The organism is Rhizocola hellebori (assembly GCF_016862955.1).
GTDB classification, from domain to species: Bacteria; Actinomycetota; Actinomycetes; order Mycobacteriales; family Micromonosporaceae; genus Rhizocola; species Rhizocola hellebori.
Genome location: NZ_BONY01000001.1, coordinates 271,701 through 290,449 on the forward strand (window position 1 = coordinate 271,701; position 18,749 = coordinate 290,449).

Sequence of the window (18,749 nt, forward strand, 5' to 3'; positions counted from 1 at the left end):
ATTGACGCACCCTCGCCGCACGGTGGTGCGGCGCTGGATTGCCTATTGGGTCGTGGTAATCAGTCGGCAGAGTTTCGTATCGGGTGCAGCCAGCAGGCGACCTTTCGGGCGGGCCCTTGAAGGTCTGCGGGGGTGCCCAGCACCGGCACGTCGACCGAGCACGGGTCGAAAGCCTTGGGGCACCTGGGATGAAACGAGCAGCCCGACGGCATCGAGCGCAGATCCGGAGGCGAGCCGGGAATCCCTACCAGATCGCGGCGCGGCCCGCGCAGCGCCGGGAACGAGTGCAGCAGCCCATCGCTGTAGGGGTGCAGCGAATCTCGGTAGAGCACCGAGGCCGGCGCCTGCTCGACGATCCGGCCGCCGTACATGATGGCGATCCGATCGGAGAACTCCACCAGCAGCGACAGGTCGTGGGTGATGAACAGCACGGAGAAGTCGAACCGCTTGCGCAGATCGACCAGCTGGCGCAGGATCTGCCGCTGCATCACCACATCGAGCGCCGTGGTCGGCTCGTCCATGATGACGATCTTCGGCTCCAGCGCGAGCGCCATGCCGATCATCACGCGCTGCCGCATGCCACCGGAAAGCTGATGCGGGTAGGCATCCAGGCGATCCTCGGAGATCCCCACCATCTTCAGCAACTCCCGCGCCCGCGCCGTACGGGCCTGCCGGCTCATCCCGGGCTGGTGCGCCTCAAGCACATCGATCAGCTGGGTGGAGACCTTGTAGACGGGATTGAGGGAGTTCATCGCGCCCTGGAAGACGATCGACGTCTCCGCCCACCGGAACTCGCGCAGCCCGGCCGGAGTCAGCGACAGCACATCGACCGGCTCGCCGCCGGGCGGGTAGTAGATCACCTTCCCCGCGCTGACCACTCCCGGCGGCGGGAGCAGCCGGGTCAGCCCGTAGGCCAAGGTGGACTTGCCGCTGCCGCTTTCGCCGGCCAGGCCCAGCACCTCACCGCGGTTGAGGGTCAGACTCACGTCGCGCACCGCCCGCACAGCCTGGTTGCCCAGGCCGTAGTCGACGCTCAGCCCTTTGATCTCCAGCACCGGGTCGGTCTTCATATCCCGATTTCCTTACTGCGCGACGGGTCGGCCAGAACAGGGGTGAATCCCACCTTCATCCGCACCCGGCTGCCGTCGGACGCCTTGACGGTGCTCTGTCCGCTGGCGCGCAGCCGCGGGTTGACGAACTCGTCGATGCCGAAATTGACCAGCGACAGCGCTGTTCCCAGCAACGCGATGCACAGCCCCACCGGGACGAACCACCACCAGGCCCCCTGCGGCAGCGCCTGCTGTCCCTGCGCCCAGAACAGGATCTCGCCCCAGTTCCACTCGGAGATGCCGGAGATCCCGACGAAGGCCAGGGCGATCTCGGTGGCCACGGCGAACATCACGGTGCCGATGAACGAGGAGGCGATGATGGCGGTCAGGTTGGGCAGGATCTCGAAACCGATGATGCGCCAAGTGGATTCGCCGGTGGCGCGGGCCGCCTCGACGAAGTCGCGGCGGCGTAGCGACAGCGTCTGGGCGCGCAGCAGCCGGGCGCCCCACGCCCACGAGGTGAATCCGATCACCAGGGCGATCGTCCAGTCCCCCGAGTTGGGAACGACGTTGGTGATGATGATGATCAGCGGAAGCGCCGGGATGACGATGAAGACATTGGAAATCGCGGAGAGGCCTTCGGCCGCCGATCCCGACAGGTAACCGGAGGTCACCCCGATCACGACCCCGATGATGGTGGCCACCAGGCCCGCGGTGAATCCCACGAACATGACGCTGCGGGTGCCGACCAGCACCTGGCTGAAGATGTCCTGGCCGATATGGGTTGTCCCGAACCAGTGTTTGAGCGAGGGGCTCTGCAGGATGTCGCTGCTGCGCTTGCTCGGGTCGAACGGGGCCAGCGCCTGGCCGAACACGGCGATGAGGGTGAGCACGCCGAGCATGACCAGCCCGCTGGTCACCTTGCCGTTGACCAGCAGGCGGTGCAGGCCGTGCCGGCGGCGGGTGGCGGTCTGCGCCGGGTCCGCCGGGGCGACGTTGGGGGTGGTGATCCCCACTCCGGTGATGGCCATGCCTCAGCCCTCCTTGCGGGTACGCGGATCGAGCGCCATGTAGGCGAGATCGGCCAGGAAGTTCGCCGCCAGCACGGCGAGCGTCACCACCAGGAAGATCCCCTGTATCAGCGGGTAGTCGTGTTTGGCGATGGCGTCGAGCATCTGCAGGCCGATTCCGGGGTAGGAGAAGACGTACTCGACCAGGAACGTGCCGCCGACCACCAGCCCGAGCGCCATGCCGAAGCCGGACACGCTGGGCAGCAACGCATTTCGCGCGGCGTAGTTCATCATCACGCGTCGCTCGGAGAGCCCTTTGGCGTGAGCGACGGTGATGTAGTCCTCGGCGGTGACGGTGACCATCATGTTGCGCATCGCCAGCAACCATCCGCCGACCGACGCCACGATGATGGTGGCGGCGGGAAGCAGGCTGTGGCGCAGCGCGCTGTCGATGAACTCCCCGCTCCAGCCCGGGACCAGGCCCGGCTCGTACCCACCGGAGGCGGGCAGGAAGCTGCCGACGCCGGTGAACAGGGCCACCGCGATGAGGCCGAGCCAGAAGTAAGGGATCGAAGACAGGAAGGTCGTCGCGGGCAGCAGCCCGTCGATCCAGGAACCCCGCCACCATCCGGCGAAGACGCCGAGCAGCGTGCCGAGCAGGAAGCTGAGCACCGTGGTGACCCCGATCAGCAGCAGCGTCCACGGCAGCGCCTGGGTGAGCACCTCGCTGACCGGGAGCGGGAAGTTGCCGAAAGAGATCCCCAGGTCGCCGCGGGCAAGCTGAGCCAGGTAGCTGGTGTACTGCTCCCACATGCTCTGCTTCTTGTCCAGTCCAAACAGGACGGTCAGCGACTGGATCTGCGCGGGATCGATCTGCCCCCGCATTCCGTTGACCAGAGCGGAGACCGGGTCGCCCGGGATCAGCCGGGGGATGAAGAAGTTGATGGTGAGCGCGGCCCACGCGGTGAACACGTAGAAAGCCAACCGGCGCAAGAAGTAGCTCATGCCTTGGCCTCCTCGAAGAGCCAGCACGCCGCCCAGTGGGTTTCGGTGTCGCCCACGTCGAAACGGGGCGGAAGGGCCGTGCGGCACTTGTCCATGACGAAGGGGCAGCGCGGATGGAAGCGGCAGCCGTCCGGCGGCGTGATCAGGCTCGGCGGCTCACCCACCCCCTCCTCCTGCACGAGGCCCTGGGCCGAGCCGGTGATGCGGTCCGGGTCGGGCGCCGAATCGACGAGCAGCCGGGTATACGGGTGGGCGGGGTGCTGCGTCACCGTCTCGCTGTCCCCGCCTTCGACCATCCGGCCCGCGTACATGACCAGGGTGTCGTCGGCGAAATAGCGAGCAGACGCAATGTCATGGGTGATGTAGAGGATGGCGAGGTTGAGCCGTTCCTTCAGGTTGCGCAACAGGTTGAGCACCCCGAGCCGGATGGAGACGTCCAGCATCGACACCGGTTCGTCGGCAAGCAGCGCCTCGGGGTCGGCGGCCAGGGCCCGGGCGATGGCCACCCGCTGGCGCTGCCCCCCGGACAGCTCATGCGGATACTTGTCCAAATAGGACTCAGCGGGGGTGAGCTGAACCCGGCCCAGCAGCTCGGCCAGCGCGCTGTGCAGCTCCTGCTTGCCTTTCCCGGCCCGGCCATGGATGCGCAGGGCACGGGTCAGGTGATACCGCACGGTGTGCACCGGGTTCAGCGAAGCGAACGGGTCCTGGAAAATCATCTGCACTTTGCGGCTGTACTCCCGAAACCGGCGCCCGCCGCGGGCGGTGGACACCGCCGCGGACTCGCCGTGCAGCCGGATGTCACCCGACGTTCGCGGATACAGCTGAGCCAGCAGCCGGGCAACCGTCGACTTGCCGGAGCCGGACTCCCCCACCAGAGCGGTGACCCAGCCACGGCGCAGCACGAGATCGACATCGTCGACGGCATGCACGACATGGTTGGTGCGCGACAGGAGTTCCCGCCCTCGCTTGCGCACCGGGAAGTGCTTGGTGAGGCCCTCCGCAGCGAGGACAACCTCGGTGGTCACGGTCATGCCATTGCCTCCTGCCGTCGGCAATCGCCTGCGGCGAAGGCATGAACGAATCCCAATCTCATGATGACCTCGACAAGCTCGGTCATGGGCGATCGCTCCCCTTCCGGTGGAGGTGGCGAAGGGGTGCCGGGCGGAGCTTTCCGCCCGGCACCTCGTCAGCGTGCTGTCAGGAGGCCGGCGTCAGGTGCATGACGACGTCGAGCATGCCCCATCGGGTCGGCTGGATGGCAGCGTAAGGGTTGGACTCATCCGGCCAGCCGGTCCATTTCGCCGTCGAGTACTCGGCGCCGAGGTTGCCCGCGGACGTCGCGATCATCGGCATCTGCTCCACCATGATCTTCTGGATCTTGTGCATCGCCGCGGTACGAGCGGTGTCGTCGGTGGCGTTGGCGTAGTCCTTCAGCGCCTGCGTGGCCTCGGGGCTGTTGAACCGCCCGTAGTTGCCGTTCGCGGTGGTGCCGATCGGCTGCAGCTGCGCGCCGTTCATGATGTTCTCGTACATGTCGTAAGGCGTGGCCCCACCGTTGCTCCAGTGCAGCGCCGCGTCGAAGTTGCCCTTCGCGATCGCGTCGAACCAGGCGTCCTGGTTCGCCTTGTCAATCTTCGCGGTGATGCCGATGGTGGCGAGGTTTTCCTTGATGATCGTCAGGGCGGTCTGGTAGTCGTTCCAGTCGGCCGGGTCGGTCAGGGTGATGGTGACCGGCTTGCCCGTCGGGTCCTTGAGCGTGGTGCCGTCGAAGGTGAAGCCGTTGTCGGTCAGCTCCTTCTTGGCCGTGGCGAGGTCGGACTCGGACGACTTGCCCTTGTACTCCGGCGCCAGGAACGCGTCGCCGGCCGGGGTCGGGATGCCGGTGATGTTGCCGACCTTGGGCTTGAAGTAGCCGGCCATCGCCTGGTTGAAGATGTCATCGCGGTTGATCACCATGCTCATCGCGCGGCGCAGGTGCGCGTTGTCGAACGGCGCCTTGGTGGTGTTGATCCACAGGCCGTCCGCGCTCAGCGCCGGCGGGAACCAGAGCTTGAAGTGCGCCGGGTCCTTGGCCACGAAGGTGGTCTTCGCGTTCGCCATGAACGCGTAGGTCCAGTCGGTGGCGCCACTGGTCAGTGCGGTGAGCTGGGTGTCGTTGCCGCTGTAGGTGGTGCAGCGGATCTCGGCCACCTTCGGGGCCGTCTGCCAGTAGTCGCTGCGCACCGAAAGCGTGACGGTGGAAGGAGTTACCGACTTGATGGTGTAAGGGCCGGTGCCGATCGGCTTGTCGACGACGTCCTTGGCCGGGTCGGAGAACGCCGACCACTGCTTCTTGTTGATGACCTGGGTGGACAGAACCTTCGTGCGGTTCACGTACTGCGAACCCTCGAAGCTGACCGTCACATCCTGGCCGGCGACCTTGACATCCTTGAGCGGCAGCGCGTAGTAGTTGACGCCCTTGTGGTCCTTCATGATCTGGAACGAGTAGGCCACGTCATCTGCGGTCATCGCGGATCCGTCCGACCACTTGACGTTTTCCCTCACCGTCAGCACCACAGAGCTGTAGTCGGCTGACCACTTCCATTTCGTGGCGAGCCACGGCTTCGGCTCGTCGGCCGGCTTGGTCTCGTTCTGCAGCGCCAGTGGCTCCCAGATGAGCCAGGCGTACCCGAGGTGCTTGGCGAAGGAGGTGTCCAGGAACGGGTTGTTGTTGGCCGGCATGGTGGCGCCATCGGGCATGCCGATGTTCAAGACGCCCGTGGCCCCGGGCTTCGACGGTGTTTCGGTGCCGCTGCAAGCGCCAAGCGTGGCTATTGCCAGGCCTGCCGCGAGCAAGGCGGAGATGGTGCGGTTGGCACGCATGGATCCTCACTTCAATTCGAGTGGTTCAACACGAGGGTCTGACCGACAAATGGGTATGAAGAATCTCGGACAGGGACGCTGACGCGTTCCCGCCTGGTACCTTTTCTGTTCAGTTGCGAGTGGAGTCCCGCACGATGAGGGTGGTCGGCAGCACCACGGGCGCATCGGAAAGCGACGTCCCGTCGAAGTGCCCCATCAACATCCGGGCCGCTGTCTCTCCCATCTCCCGCAAGGGCTGGTGCACTGTGCTCAGCGATGGTTTGGTGTACGAGGCCAGCGGCACATCGTCGAAGCCGACAATGGCCACGTCTTCGGGAACCCGAAGCCCCGCTTCCTGAATCGCCTGCAACGCGCCGGCCGCGGACAGGTCGTTGTGCGCGAATACACAGTCGAAACGCACGCCTGCTGCCAGGAGCCGGCGCACTTGTTCCCGGCCGCCGTCAAAGGTGAAGTCACCGTCGACGATGAACTCGGGGGCCAAGGTGATGGCATGCTCGGTGCAGACCTCGGTGAAACCGGCGAGGCGTTCCTGGGTGCAGCCCAGCTCCGCCGGGCCTCGCACCACCAGCGGGCGGCGACGGCCTAGCTCGATGAGGTGCCGGGCCGCCAGCTCACCGCCTTCGCGGTTATTTGGTGCCACCGAAGCGAATTGCGGCCGGTGATCGCGATCGTCGATCAGTACCACCGGCAGGCCTTTGGCGTGCAGGTCGCCGATGTACTCCAGGGTTCCCTCCGGCTCGATCACCAGCAGGCCGTCGAAGGACTTGGCCGAAACCTGTGAAGCGAACCGGCGAATGGACTCCTCGCCGCGGGTACAGCTGAACAGAAGCAGGCCATAGCCTTCGGCCTCCACGACATCGACGACGCCCTGGAGCACCTCACCGACCCATGGCCAGGTAAGCGATGGGACAAGCATGCCGACGACCTTCGTGCGGCCGCGCGCCAGGCTGACCGCACCGGCGCTGGGTACATAGCCGAGTTCGGCGATGACCTTGCGCACCCGTGCCGCTGTCTCCGGGTCGAGATCGTCCTTGCCATTGAGCACCCTTGACACCGTGGTCTTACTGACCCCCGCGCGCGCCGCGACATCGGACATGGTGATCGGCACGGCTCACTTCCCTTCGATGCCATTGGCGTGCGGTGGCCGCCCGGCCTGCCCGGCGCCGGGGCCGAGAGATCAAGCGCGGTAGCGGTTCCGAAACCGGTTCCGAAACCGGTTCCGTGGCTCAGTGAAGCTTGCGCCCGGGACGGCGTCAATCACGAACAGGTAACGATATGAGCAACGTCGTAACTTTGTGCCAGCGTCTTGACACCCGTTGCTGCCAACCGAGATCCTCTGATGGAGAGCGCTCTCCAATGATCTGCAAGACACGACGGGTGGGACAATGACACAGGACGATGCGACGGCAAACTTGACCCTCGAGCAGAAGATCAGGTTGCTGTCGGGGGCTTCTGTGTTCCGCGCCGCCGCCGAGCCCGCCATCGGCCTTCAGGCGCTCGTCTTCTCCGACGGCCCGGTGGGGGTACGCGGCGAACGCTGGGACGAACGCGACACCGCCCTCACCCTGCCCTCGGCCACCGCCATGGCCGCCACCTGGGACGAGCACCTGGTCACACAGCTGGGCAACCTGCTGGCTTTCGAGGCTCGCCGCAAAGGCGTGCACGTCCTGCTCGCGCCGACGCTCAACCTGCACCGATCACCCGCCAGCGGCCGGCACTTCGAATGCTTCGCCGAGGACCCGCGGCTCACCGCCTTCATCGGCGCCGCCTACATCCGCGGCGTGCAAAGCGGCGGGGTGGCCGCCACGGCAAAGCATTACGTGGCCAACGACTCCGAGACCGAGCGGCTCACCCTCGATGCGTGGGTCGACGAGCGCACGCTGCGCGAGGTTTACCTGGCGCCGTTCGAGGCCGCGGTGCAGGCCGGAGTCTGGGTCGTCATGTCGGCCTACAACTCGGTCAACGGCACCACCATGTCGGCCAGCCCGCTGCTGGCCGAGCCGCTGAAGGGGGAATGGGGCTTCGACGGGCTCGTCGTCTCCGATTGGGGCGCAGTGCGATCCACCGTCGCCTCGGCCCGCGCCGGGCAGGACCTGGCGATGCCCGGACCCAACCCTTTCTGGGACCAGCCGCTGGTGGACGCGGTGCGCTCCGGCGAGGTGGCCGAGTCGGTCATCGACGAGAAAGTCCAGCGGCTGCTGCGCCTGGCCACCCGGGTGGGAGCCCTCGGGCAATCGCCGCCATCGCAAGCCGTTTCGAGGCCGGCTCAGGCGCGCGCACTGCTGCGCCAGGCCGTCGCGGTGAGCACCGTGCTGGTACAGAACGAGGAAAACTTCTTGCCGCTCAACGCTTCCGCGCTCAAGACAGTGGCGGTCATCGGGCCCAATGCCGCCACCGCGCGCATCCAGGGCGGTGGCAGCGCGGGCGTGTTCCCGGAGTCGGTGGTTACCCCGCTGGAGGGCATCCGCCGCGCGCTGGCCGGCCTCGCCGAGGTCGGGCACGCCGCGGGCGCCCAGCTCACGGTACGGCCCACCCCACTGGATCCCGGGTGTTGCACCGATCCGGTCAGCGGCGAGCCCGGGGTGCGGGTGCGCTACCTCGACTCGGATGGAGCGCAGCTGCACACTGAGCGACGGCTCAGCGGCCGGATCCTCGAACCCGCCGACGCCCCGCTTCCCCCGGACACCGAATTCGTGGAGGTCGACTCGGTGCTAAGACCGGCCTGCGGCGGGCAATGGCTGATCGGCATCGTAGGCATCGGCGACGTGGTCGTGCATGCCGACGGGAAACCGGTTCTCGAGGAGAACATCGCGCAGGAGTCGGACGACCCCACCTATGTCCATGTGGCGCCGTCGTTTCGCCAGGTTCCGGTCACCCTCACCGAGGGTGTGCCAGTGCATCTGACCGCTCGGCGGCGCATCGCGCCCGGCACCGGCCTGGCCGTGGCGCTGACGGCCGACCCGCCCCGACTGTCCGAAGACGACGAACTCGCCGCGGCGGTGCGGCTTGCCCGCGCCTCGGACATCGCCATCGTGGTCGTGGGCACCACCGACGAGATCGAGAGCGAGGGCTTCGATCGGTCCACATTGGACCTTCCAGGCCGCCAGGACGAGCTGGTGACCGCGGTGGCGGCGGCCAACCCGAACACCGTGGTCATCGTCAACTCGGGTGGCCCGGTGCTGCTGCCCTGGCGCGATCGGGTCCGATCGGTGTTGCTGAGCTGGTTTCCCGGCCAGGAGGCCGGCGACGGGCTGGCCGACGTCCTGTTCGGCGCGGCCGAACCGGGTGGCCGCCTGCCCACCACGTGGCCCATTTCTGCGCGCGACGTGCCGGTTCTGGACACCAAGCCGATCGGTGGCGCGCTTGACTACACCGAAGGGCTTCATCTTGGGTACCGGGCATGGCTTAGCTCACAAGCCGAACCCATGTATTGGTTCGGCTACGGCCAGGGCTACACCGAATGGGAATATCAACACATTTCCATGCCGGAGCAGGTGTCGCCGGATGCCCCCTTCACCGTCGAAGTCCAGGTGAGCAACACCGGCCAGCGCCGCGGACGCGAAGTCGTGCAGGTCTACCTCAGCCGCGACGACAGCACCATCGACCGCCCGGCGCGATGGCTGGCCGGCCACGCCGTCATCGAAGCGGAGCCCGCGCAAACCGTCGCCGCCACCGTCACCATCCCGGCCCGCGCGCTACAGCACTGGTCGACCGCGCAAGCCCGCTGGTGCGTCGAGCCCGGCACCTTCCGAGTGCACGCCGGCTCCTCGGTCGCCGCGCTGCCCCTGGCCGCAGACATCACGGTCGCCACACCCGACTCCGGCCGCGAGGCCCTCGTCCCGCCCCACTAACCGCAACCCACCCCGCGGCGCATGACCCTTCCAAGCCGCGTTGCCGGAGCGGCCGGGCGCTTGACCTTGCCCCTGGGGCGGGTTGCAGACTGGCGGCGTGGAGAAGTACCTGCTGGCTGGGGAGTTCGGGGCGGCCGCGCGGTTGTCGCCCAAGGCGTTGCGCCTCTACGCCGAGCAGGGCCTGCTGTTGCCGGCCCGGGTGGATCCGGCGACCGGATACCGCTACTACTCCCCCGGCCAGCTGCCGCGGGCGCGCCTGATCGCGCGGCTGCGCGGGCTCGGGCTGCCGCTGGCCAGGATCGAATATCTGGCCGGCCTCACCCCCGAAGCGCGCGCTTTCGAGCTACGGGGATGGTTGCGCGCGCAGCGCGACCGGCTCGACGAGTGGGCGGTGATGGTGGAAGCCGCGCCAGGGCCCATCGACGCCGAACTCACCCACGCGGTGGCGTTGCGCGAGGTGCCACCGGCCAAGGTGCTGTGCCGCAGCCGAAGGATCGACTCCACCGCCATGGCCGACTTCGTCGGCGCCGCCGAGCGGGACATCCGGGCTCATCTGCGCGCCAGCGGGCTGCCGGGCGATGGCCCCAAGCTGGTGTTCTTTCAGGACCTGGTGACGCCGGACAGCGAAGGTCTGGTCGAGGTGGCGATCAGCTACGACGGGAGCATCGAGCCCATCTCCGACTTGCACATCCGCCTCGCACCCGAGCACACCGAGGCGTATCTGCCCGTGCCGCCCGAATATGAGGAACTCCCACTGATCCTGCGGATCTACGACGTGCTCGAAGAGTGGACCGATGCGCGTCCCGGCGTCGTGTGCACCGGCCATCCCTACGAGATCTATCCGGGCACCGGCGCGCGTTTCGACGTCGCCTACCCGATCGTCTCCTAATCGAAAGGCTTACTGTGGGCCATCTTTCGTATGTTGGCAGCGGTCCGTACTGCTACGCCAACTCGTTTGCCATGATGCTGGGCGATCAGGCCCCCTCCACCGCGATCATCGAGGTCGCCACCGGCGGCCCGTTCGGCATGCAGCTGATCGGCGGGAAACTGATGTTCTTCGACGCCTACGGCTGGAATCCGGAGCTGGGTTTCGACGCGGCGTTAAGCGCCATCGGCTGGAAGTCGACGGCCAGCCACGGCGGGGAAGCCGGCGAGGCGCTGGCCCGGCTGCGGGCCGCGGCGACGAGAGGCCCGGTATGGGTCGGCCCGTTGGAAATGGGCCACTTTCGGCACCAGCCCGAGATGACTGGCCCGATCGGCGCGGACCACTTCGTGGTCGTGCTGGAGGTCGGCGACGAGCGGGTGCTGATGCACGACCCGCACGGTTACCCGTACACACAGATGCCCTTGAATGATTTCATGACCGCCTGGCGCGCGGAGACCATCGACTACGGCCGGCCCTACACGATGCGCACCGATTTCGTGAAGGTCGCCGAGGTCAAGGACGCAGACGCGATCCGGTCGATCATCCCGGCCGCGGTGCGGCTGCTGGCCATGCGCAGCGATGAGCCGATGCCGCCCGGCAGCCTGGGCAACGGCGAGGCCGCCGAACGGGTGGCTCAGATGATCGAGGCCGGGGCAGGTGACGGGCTGCGGGAGCACCTCATCTACTTCGCGATCCGGGTCGGCGCGCGCAGGCTCAGCGACACCGCGGACTGCTTGGCGCTAGCCGGTTACCACGATGCCGCAGCGATCGCCGCGACGCAGGCCCGGATCGTCGGCTCGATGCAGTACCCAATGGTGACAAGAGATTTCGCCTCGGCAGCGGCCGCCCTTCGCGAACTCGCCCCCACCTACGACCGGCTACGCGCCGCCCTCGGATAGCGGACGCGGCCCCGGTCTTCGCGCCGGGGCCGCCGTCCTTGTGTCCAAAGTGGACTAATCGCGCCAGACCTCACGCCAGGTCCAGCCGTCGTCGCTGAAGTAGACCGCGTGGTAGCCGAACGCGATGGAGCCGTCGGTGAAGACCAATGCGGACGCCGGCAGCCCGGGCGGTGCGGTGAAAGCGTAGGTGACGCCGTCCGCGCTTGTGGCGTAGGTGCCGATGTCGCCTCTGATCAAGGCGACGACAATGCGGCCATTGGCGGCCCGCCACCCCCACGCGTACGAGGGGGTGGTCGACCCGTCCGCAACCGCCTGCCAGGAATCGCCGCCGTCGGTGGTGCGATAGGTCTTCAGCCAGGACTCGACGCCCGCCAGCCGTGCCGCCGCTGCGGGCTTTGCCGAGGCGTCCCACACGCTGGCATAAGCGGTGTCGCCCTCGCCGGCGATCAGCTGCACCGGCATGCCCACGCTATCGCTGAGCGTGTCGCTCGGCAGGGTCGGTTGCGGTATTACCCTCCCGCCGGGCATATCCCGCTTCGTCCAAGTCGCTCCGGCATCGTGGCTCACAGCCACCGCCAATCGCCCCGTTGACGGGTTGAGCCCGGAGACCCAGATGTCCGCCGGCCCGGCCGTCACCGGGAAACCCGTGGACCGCAGCAGCGGCGGCTGGTTCGCCAATCGCCGCAACCGTCCCTGTTCGGGGTCGAAAGCCATGAGCTCGCCGCTGAAGCCGTCGATCACCTTCATTCCGGGCGGCATCGTGTCGATGGGTGTGCCTTCGCTTGGCAGCCTCCTCCAGGTGCTGCCCCCGTCGGTGCTCAGCTCGAAGGCCTGCCAGGGGTCGGAGGTGCCGGCCGGACTGGCTGCACCGCCGACAAATTGCAGCAGCGACCGCGGGCCTAGAACCCTGGGCGGGTAGGCCACATCGCCGCGCGACAACCAGGTCGCACCGCCGTCGCTCGACGCCAGCAACTCGCTGCACCCCGGATTGCGCACATTGGGGCTGAGTTCGGCAGCGGCTATCGGGCTGCGGTCGCAGGTGTTCCTGACCAGGTAGAGATGCGTCGAATCGCCGCGACCGGCCCACACGACGGACACGGGCCGGTCGCCATCGGCCGGCGGAGGCGCGGCAAAGTTGGACTTCAGCGCGATTCCGGCCGTGGCGGTCACCGCCACAACGGCGACGGCGACCAGAACGGTTTGCACGCGGCGGCGGCGCTGCCGCGACTGGATAGCGGCGAACACGTCCTCGACGGACAGGCGGCTGGGCGGCGCGACGGTGGTGGCCTCTTCGAATAGCTCATGCAGATTGGTCATCTCCTCACCTCGTCCAGGCTCGGGTCGTCAAGGGCGGTGCCCAGCAGGCGGCGCAGGGCAGCCAGACCGCGGGAGGTCTGGCTTTTGATGGTGCCGATCGAACAATCGAGCACTTCGGCGGTCTCCTGGACGCTCAGGCCCTGGTAGAACCGGCACACCAGGGTGGCCCGCTGCCGTGGGGGCAGAGTCGCCATCGCCTCGATCACCTCAAGCCGGGTATTGATCCGGTCGGCATGATCGGCCTGGCCCACCTCGGGCAGTACAGCCGAGGCGCGCTCCCGGCGCCGGAACAGCCGCCTGCTCTCGGCCAGGTATACCCGGACCAGACAGGTCCGGGTAAAGGCGTCTAGCGCCGCCGGCTGCCGCACCCGCGACCACGCGTCGGCCAGCCGAACGAAAGTGATCTGGGTGAGGTCGTCGGCCCAGTGCCAGTCGCCGCACAGCAGATATGCCGTGCGGCGTACGGTGTCCCGCCTCGCCGCGAAATAATTCGCGAACTCCCGGCGGTGTTCGATCCCGGTCATCGCACCTCCTCGGTCATCAAGTGCGTGCGAGATGCCGCCGAGGTTGACACCTCCAGCCAGATATTTTCCGCGCTGGGATTGTCCAACTCTGTCCAACACCGACGGTCCATGAAGGCCCGGCTCAGCCACCATGGCGGACACACCGCGACGTCCCCGACGGAGTTTGTCATGAAACTGTTCTCCCGCCGCCTGGCGACCGCCCTCATCGCCTCTTGCGGCATTGTCGCCGCGACCGCACTGAGTTTCGCCCCGGCTCAGGCCGCTTCGCTGTTCACCGATGACTTCGAGCAGCCCACCCGCAACGTATGGCTCACCGGTGGCGGTGGCACCTGGTCGGTGGTCACCGAGGACGGCTCGAAGGTCTACCGGCAGACGAGCACCACGCTGACGCCGACGGCGTGGGCCGGATCGGGTTCGGGGCCGGGCACGGCGGTCACCGCCCGGGTCAAACCGGCGACCGTGCCGTCGGCGTCGAGCCTGGTGAGCCTGGCCGGCAAGGTCTCCGACCCCAACAACCTTTACTACGTGGGGTTCCACGGCGCCAGACTGGAAATCGGCCAGCAGAAGTGGGGCCAGAACGTCGTTCTGGCTTCGACGCCTTTCGCTGCGGGCGCCGGGGTCTGGTACACCCTGAATCTGAGTTTTCTCAACCCTGGAACAGTTACCGGCTCGGTGAGCGGGCCGGGCGGCGTCTTCGCGACGATAAGCGCGGCCGATCCGGGTGGCACCAGCCCTGGCGACCGTGTGGGTTTCTTCATGAAGACCGCTGGCGCGTCCTTCGACGACCTCGTGCTCAGCAACACCTTGCCCGAGCCGCAACCGCCCACCGGCCCGTGCCCGGTCGAGATCGTCGTCAAGGTCGGCGTCAACTATGGCAACTTCTTCACCGCTACCGTCAATTTCAAGAACATCTCCTCGGTCGCGATCGTTGCGCCGTGGACCATGAGGTGGCAGTTCGCCAGCGGTCAGACCATCAACAGCGTGTTCAATTCCGGTTGGTACCAGGTGGGTCCGGTGCTCACCCTGACCAGCGTCGCCTGGTTCCCAGCTGTGGCACCGGGCGCCACCTCCGGGGTGACCATAGGATTCACCGCCACCACGCCAACCCAGGCACCCATCAACGCCAAGTTCAACGGCTACTCCGGCTGCACTCTCACCTTCTCCTGACCAATTGGCATGGTCGCGGCACAGGTCGTCGCCTGCGCGCAGAATCCTTTTGCCGCTTGCCGTCCACCCACCCGGCGCCGGGCTCAGCCGGGTGGGTGGCCTAGCCGTTCGCGGCCGAAGCCGTCTTCGCGCACCCGCTCGCCGTACTGTCCGCGGTGCCGGATCGGGCGGCCGGCCTGTGCGTACTTCTGCTTCACCCGCTCCAGATGGGTACGCACCGTGCCGGGCGCGATGCCGAGCAGCCGCCCCACCGCGTCGATGGTCATCCCCTGCCCGTAGGCGACCAGCACCTCCCGCTCGCGAGGGGTCAGCAGGGGACGGTCGGGCCGGTCATCGCAGCCCAGCCAGAACGCGTGCTCGGTGGTCAGTGGGGACTCCCCGCGCGCCACCGCGCGGATCACCTCGGTGAGCACGTCGAGGCTGGCCGTCTTGGGCACATAAGCGGCCGCGCCCGCCTCGGTGGTGGCCAGAATGTAGGACAGGTCTGGTACCACCGTGACCACGATGACGGTGAAGCCGGCCGCCACCAGGGTGGCCACATTGGCCACCGGGTCGGTGAAGTTCTCCAGATTCAGGTCCAGCAGAACAATTCTGGCTTGCCGGGTCTGGCTCAGGAACTCGTCCACCGAGGTGGCAGCCGTGGTCATCCTGACGTCGGGAAGGCTGGTCAGCCAGTGCGCCAAGCCTTCCAGCAGCATCCGGTCGTTGTCGATCGCCGCTATTTCGATCATGGTTGCCAGTGCACCTCGACCATGGTGCCGTGGCCGGGGCTGGAGGTCAGCGTCACCTTTCCGCCCACCTCGATGACGCTATGGTTCAGCTCGCGTACCAGGCCACGGCCGGCGATGGCCGCCGCGGGCTCGAAACCGGACCCGCGATCCACGATCACCATCCGCAGGCTGTCGCCTTCGCCGACCGCGGTCAGCCAGGCTTCGTCCGTCCCGGCGTGCTTTGCCGCGTTGGTCAGCGCCTCCCTGGCCGCGCCCAGCAACACCGGCGCCACCCCGACCGGCAGGCTCGCCGGAAGCGCGTGGAACTGAGAATGCACCTTGAGCCCCAGCGCCTGTTTGTCGCGTACCACGCCCGCCAGCGCCGAGACGAAGTCTCCCGGGCTTTCCTCTCCCCCACCGGTCACCAGGTCGCGCAGGAAGTCAGCGTCGCGGGCGCATAAAGCGCGCACCTCCTCGCGGCGGTGGTCCAGCCCGCCGCGGGCGATCTTGCTCAGGGTGCTCAGCACGGTGTGGTGCAACACATCGTACTGGCGCGTGCGCTCGTCGAAACGCGCCTGCGCGGCCGACTCTCGAGCCCGCGCCTCGATCGCCTGCGTGGTGGCCGCGTCGACCTGTACCGCCGACCTGCGCAGCAGATGCGCCAGAACGCCTGCCAGCACAGCGAATCCGACGATGAAGTAGGCGTTGACCAGAGCCGATCCGAGCGCCTGCCGGGCGGTGGCCAGGTGTTCCCGGATCCCCATCACATAGGACAGCGCGATGAGGAGGGTGCCGGCGACGGCCACGTATCGCGGGGCGAAGACGACCGCGAGGATCGCCGAACCCATCGCTGGCGGAACGACCCACCCCGGCCAGCTGGTGCCGCATCCCTCTGGCAGGCACAGCTGCGGCACCGCCAGCAACCAGAACACCGATAGCGCCAGATCGAGGCAGACCCAGCCCAGACCCACCCGGTTGGTGCGGACGGCCACCAGGAACAGCAGCGCCGACCAGGCGACCGCCACCAGATACGACGACCCGGCCAGCGTCGGCGAACGCAACGGTGCCAGGCCGCCCACGAACAGGACGGGCAGCCCGGCGGCCAGCTGAAGCCCGCGCAACAGCCCGGCGCCGAAGATGAGCACCCGCTCCACCCTGTCCCGGGCCGTGGTCACCGGCTGTGGGCCTGGTTGCATCGAGCCAACCTTTCATGAACGTCGATAAATCGGAAGTCCGCAGATCTGCCGACTACTGCGCAGGCGCTGAAACGCAGTCCAATCACGACTTGGTGGTGGCCAAAAGTAGAGAGGATTGTCTCTTGATCGCAAGAATCCTTCGGCTGGTGGTGATCGCTACTGTGCTCGGCGTGGGCGCAGTGGCGGCCGCGACCGGCCCGGCCCACGCGGCAGGCCCTCGGCCCAACTTCCAGATGCCCTTCCCCTGTGGCGAGACCTGGCGGATGGCGACCTACTTCGGGCACGACGACTACGACATCGACATGACCTACACCGGCGGCTCTAGCAACAACCGCACCATCCTCGCCTCCTACAGCGGGACCGTTTCCTTTGCCGGCTGGGGAAACAGCGGCGGCTGGCATGTCATCATCGATCACGGCGGCGGCTGGACCACCGAATATCTCCACATGATCACCACGCCCAGGGTATCGGCCCGCCAGCCGGTGGCCACCGGCCAGCCGATAGGAAACGTTGGCAGCACAGGAAATTCGACCGGTCCGCATCTGCACTTCGTGCAGAACCGGGACGGGGTGAAGACCGAGTCGGTCTTCAACGGTGTCGCCTCCGGAATCACCTCCGACGGCGACCCCAGCACCGGCCCGCTCTACATCGGCGGCCCAGTCTCCGCGGCCCGCAACATGACCAGTGCGAATTGCGGCGGCAGCGCCAGGCACGACCACGTCTCCGACTTCAGCGGAGACGGCGCTGCCGACGTGCTCGGCGTCGACTCGGCGGGCCTGCTCTGATACTACCCCAACAACGGCCTGCAGCTATCGGCGCGGGTCCAGATCGGCAACGGCTGGGGCACCTTCAAACACGTCATGGCCGCCGACTTCAGCGGAGACGGCGCTGCCGACGTGCTCGGCGTCGACTCGGCGGGCCTGCTCTGGTACTACCCCCACAACGGATCCGGCCTGTCGGCCCCGGTCCAGATCGGCAACGGCTGGGGCACCTTCAAACACGTGATGGCCGCCGACTTCAGCGGAGACGGCGCGGCCGACGTGCTCGGCGTCGACGCCGCCGGCCTTCTTTGGTATTACCCCCACAACGGATCCGGCCTCTCTGCCCCGATTCAGATCGGCAACGGCTGGGGCACCTTCAAACACGTCAACGCGGTCGACTTCAGCGGCGACGGCTACGCCGACGTGCTCGGCGTCGATTCGACCGGCCTGCTCTGGTACTACCCCCACAACGGATCCGGCCTATCGGCCCCGGTGCAGATCGGCAACGGCTGGGGCGCCTGGCCGTTCGTCATGTGACGGCAATATTGGCGCGTGCGAGGCAACGCGCGGGCAGCGCGGCGTGGCAGCCCGGCCGGGACGGCTGCCACGAGCGCCGCCGTGACCAGGGTGGTGATCACGCTGCCGTGCAGCGCGTGCCAAAGCCTGACCGTGACAGCCTCCCAAGACCGGTTGGCCGATGATGCCACCGCGGCCGCGCGCGGGCCGGGCAAGTTGGACGCGGCTGGACGCGTGTGGACACGGCGCGGGGGTAAGTAGTGACCGGTGGGACTTGCGTAGCGGGTTACTCAGGCGTGCGGGCGGGGCCGGGCCAACCATCAATGGCGTAAGCGAACTCCAGCGATGGGAGGAAAGTCATGCGTATCAAGTGGGTGAGGGCGCTGGCTCTGACGGCGGCCGCGACGATGGTTCTGGTCGGGACCACAGTGGCGCCGGCCCAGGCCGGCCCGCCGACCGCCTTCGAGCGGTGCCGCGACGGGTTGGCGCCCAATCAGCAGCACAATGTGTCCATTGTGGGCACCCAGTCGTCGGTAGTGGTGGGTTCCCCGGACCAGTTCTGGGCCGGTGACGTGTTCCGGATCCAGGCCAGCGGCACGATCCACACCTCGGCGCTGATCTGGGACAGCTACCAGCCCGACGGGCGCACGGGCGACCGCGCGCCGGTCGGTGACCCGGCCTGGCCCGGCCCGAACCTGAAGAAGTTCTCCCTCGTCGGCGCCTTCGGCCCCGACCGCGGCAACATGCAGTTCGGCAACTTCGTCTTCTGCGTCCAGGTACCAAGCAACCGGGCGACCACCTACCTGCGAATGTGGATCAACGACGACGTGACCAGCGACAACAGCGGCCAGTGGAACATCTCGGTAGACCACTACTGGGTGTGAGCCAGCAGGTCTCGTCAGATGGTGGCGGCAATCTGTCAATAGATGCCGCCATCATCTGATTCATACTGTT

17 protein-coding genes are annotated in these 18,749 nt (G+C 67.4%); 7 read left to right on the top strand and 10 right to left on the bottom strand.

Annotation, left to right across the window (positions count from 1 at the left end; all coding sequences use genetic code 11):
• Positions 1–59: 59 nt before the first annotated feature.
• The 6 genes from Rhe02_RS01205 to Rhe02_RS01230 all read right to left on the bottom strand — a co-directional run bounded on the left by Rhe02_RS01205 (position 60) and on the right by Rhe02_RS01230 (position 7,037).
• The gene (locus Rhe02_RS01205; RefSeq protein ID WP_203906100.1) at positions 60–1,070 is read right to left on the bottom strand and encodes an ABC transporter ATP-binding protein; all 1,011 of its coding nucleotides are present in this window, start codon (positions 1,068–1,070) and stop codon (positions 60–62) included.
• Positions 1,067–2,080, bottom strand: a complete 1,014-nt coding sequence (locus tag Rhe02_RS01210) for an ABC transporter permease (RefSeq protein ID WP_203906101.1) — start codon at positions 2,078–2,080, stop codon at positions 1,067–1,069. The genes Rhe02_RS01205 and Rhe02_RS01210 overlap by 4 nt, the downstream gene beginning before the upstream one ends.
• A gap of 3 nt (positions 2,081–2,083) precedes the next feature.
• Positions 2,084–3,064: an ABC transporter permease gene (locus Rhe02_RS01215; protein WP_203906102.1), complete on the bottom strand. Its 981-nt coding sequence runs from the start codon at positions 3,062–3,064 to the stop codon at positions 2,084–2,086.
• Positions 3,061–4,098, bottom strand: coding sequence for an ABC transporter ATP-binding protein (locus tag Rhe02_RS50820; protein WP_203906103.1), 1,038 nt, complete (start codon positions 4,096–4,098; stop codon positions 3,061–3,063). Before Rhe02_RS50820 ends, Rhe02_RS01215 begins: the two co-directional genes overlap by 4 nt.
• A gap of 166 nt (positions 4,099–4,264) precedes the next feature.
• Complete coding sequence (locus Rhe02_RS01225) at positions 4,265–5,929, bottom strand: ABC transporter substrate-binding protein (protein ID WP_203906104.1); 1,665 nt, start codon at positions 5,927–5,929, stop codon at positions 4,265–4,267.
• A gap of 109 nt (positions 5,930–6,038) precedes the next feature.
• Positions 6,039–7,037, bottom strand: a complete 999-nt coding sequence (locus Rhe02_RS01230) for a LacI family DNA-binding transcriptional regulator (protein ID WP_203906105.1) — start codon at positions 7,035–7,037, stop codon at positions 6,039–6,041.
• A gap of 277 nt (positions 7,038–7,314) precedes the next feature.
• On the opposite strand from Rhe02_RS01230, the gene Rhe02_RS01235 reads away from it, so the two are divergent.
• The 3 genes from Rhe02_RS01235 to Rhe02_RS01245 all read left to right on the top strand — a co-directional run bounded on the left by Rhe02_RS01235 (position 7,315) and on the right by Rhe02_RS01245 (position 11,604).
• Positions 7,315–9,780 carry a glycoside hydrolase family 3 C-terminal domain-containing protein gene (locus tag Rhe02_RS01235; protein ID WP_203906106.1) on the top strand — a complete coding sequence of 822 codons (2,466 nt, stop codon included), beginning with the start codon at positions 7,315–7,317 and terminating at the stop codon, positions 9,778–9,780.
• A 97-nt stretch (positions 9,781–9,877) separates the two neighbouring features.
• The gene (locus Rhe02_RS50825) at positions 9,878–10,669 is read left to right on the top strand and encodes a MerR family transcriptional regulator (protein WP_239123168.1); all 792 of its coding nucleotides are present in this window, start codon (positions 9,878–9,880) and stop codon (positions 10,667–10,669) included.
• Positions 10,670–10,683: 14 nt separating this feature from the next.
• Positions 10,684–11,604 (top strand): YobF C-terminal domain-containing protein, encoded by a 921-nt coding sequence (locus Rhe02_RS01245; RefSeq protein ID WP_239123170.1) that lies wholly within the window; start codon positions 10,684–10,686, stop codon positions 11,602–11,604.
• 54 nt (positions 11,605–11,658) lie between these two features.
• On the opposite strand, the gene Rhe02_RS01250 is transcribed toward Rhe02_RS01245, so the two are convergent.
• Both Rhe02_RS01250 and Rhe02_RS01255 read right to left on the bottom strand, forming a co-directional pair.
• Positions 11,659–12,921, bottom strand: coding sequence for a sialidase family protein (locus Rhe02_RS01250; protein ID WP_203906107.1), 1,263 nt, complete (start codon positions 12,919–12,921; stop codon positions 11,659–11,661).
• The gene (locus Rhe02_RS01255) at positions 12,918–13,445 is read right to left on the bottom strand and encodes a SigE family RNA polymerase sigma factor (RefSeq protein WP_239123173.1); all 528 of its coding nucleotides are present in this window, start codon (positions 13,443–13,445) and stop codon (positions 12,918–12,920) included. Before Rhe02_RS01255 ends, Rhe02_RS01250 begins: the two co-directional genes overlap by 4 nt.
• Before the next feature lie 168 nt (positions 13,446–13,613).
• On the opposite strand from Rhe02_RS01255, the gene Rhe02_RS01260 reads away from it, so the two are divergent.
• Complete coding sequence (locus Rhe02_RS01260) at positions 13,614–14,612, top strand: cellulose binding domain-containing protein (protein WP_203906108.1); 999 nt, start codon at positions 13,614–13,616, stop codon at positions 14,610–14,612.
• 83 nt (positions 14,613–14,695) lie between these two features.
• Here the strand turns inward: Rhe02_RS01260 and Rhe02_RS01265 are convergent, their stop codons facing one another.
• Positions 14,696–15,343 (bottom strand): response regulator transcription factor, encoded by a 648-nt coding sequence (locus tag Rhe02_RS01265; RefSeq protein ID WP_203906109.1) that lies wholly within the window; start codon positions 15,341–15,343, stop codon positions 14,696–14,698.
• On the bottom strand, positions 15,340–16,518 hold the full coding sequence (locus tag Rhe02_RS01270) for a sensor histidine kinase (RefSeq protein WP_203906110.1): 1,179 nt from the start codon (positions 16,516–16,518) through the stop codon (positions 15,340–15,342). Before Rhe02_RS01270 ends, Rhe02_RS01265 begins: the two co-directional genes overlap by 4 nt.
• A gap of 122 nt (positions 16,519–16,640) precedes the next feature.
• On the opposite strand from Rhe02_RS01270, the gene Rhe02_RS01275 reads away from it, so the two are divergent.
• The 3 genes from Rhe02_RS01275 (at position 16,641) to Rhe02_RS01285 (ending at position 18,679) form a co-directional block, all read left to right on the top strand.
• Positions 16,641–17,303 (top strand): M23 family metallopeptidase, encoded by a 663-nt coding sequence (locus Rhe02_RS01275; protein ID WP_239123175.1) that lies wholly within the window; start codon positions 16,641–16,643, stop codon positions 17,301–17,303.
• A 75-nt stretch (positions 17,304–17,378) separates the two neighbouring features.
• Complete coding sequence (locus Rhe02_RS01280; RefSeq protein WP_203906111.1) at positions 17,379–17,816, top strand: FG-GAP repeat domain-containing protein; 438 nt, start codon at positions 17,379–17,381, stop codon at positions 17,814–17,816.
• 338 nt (positions 17,817–18,154) lie between these two features.
• Entirely contained in the window at positions 18,155–18,679 is a 525-nt protein-coding gene (locus Rhe02_RS01285; protein WP_203906112.1) for a hypothetical protein, read from the top strand.
• Positions 18,680–18,749 lie beyond the last annotated feature (70 nt).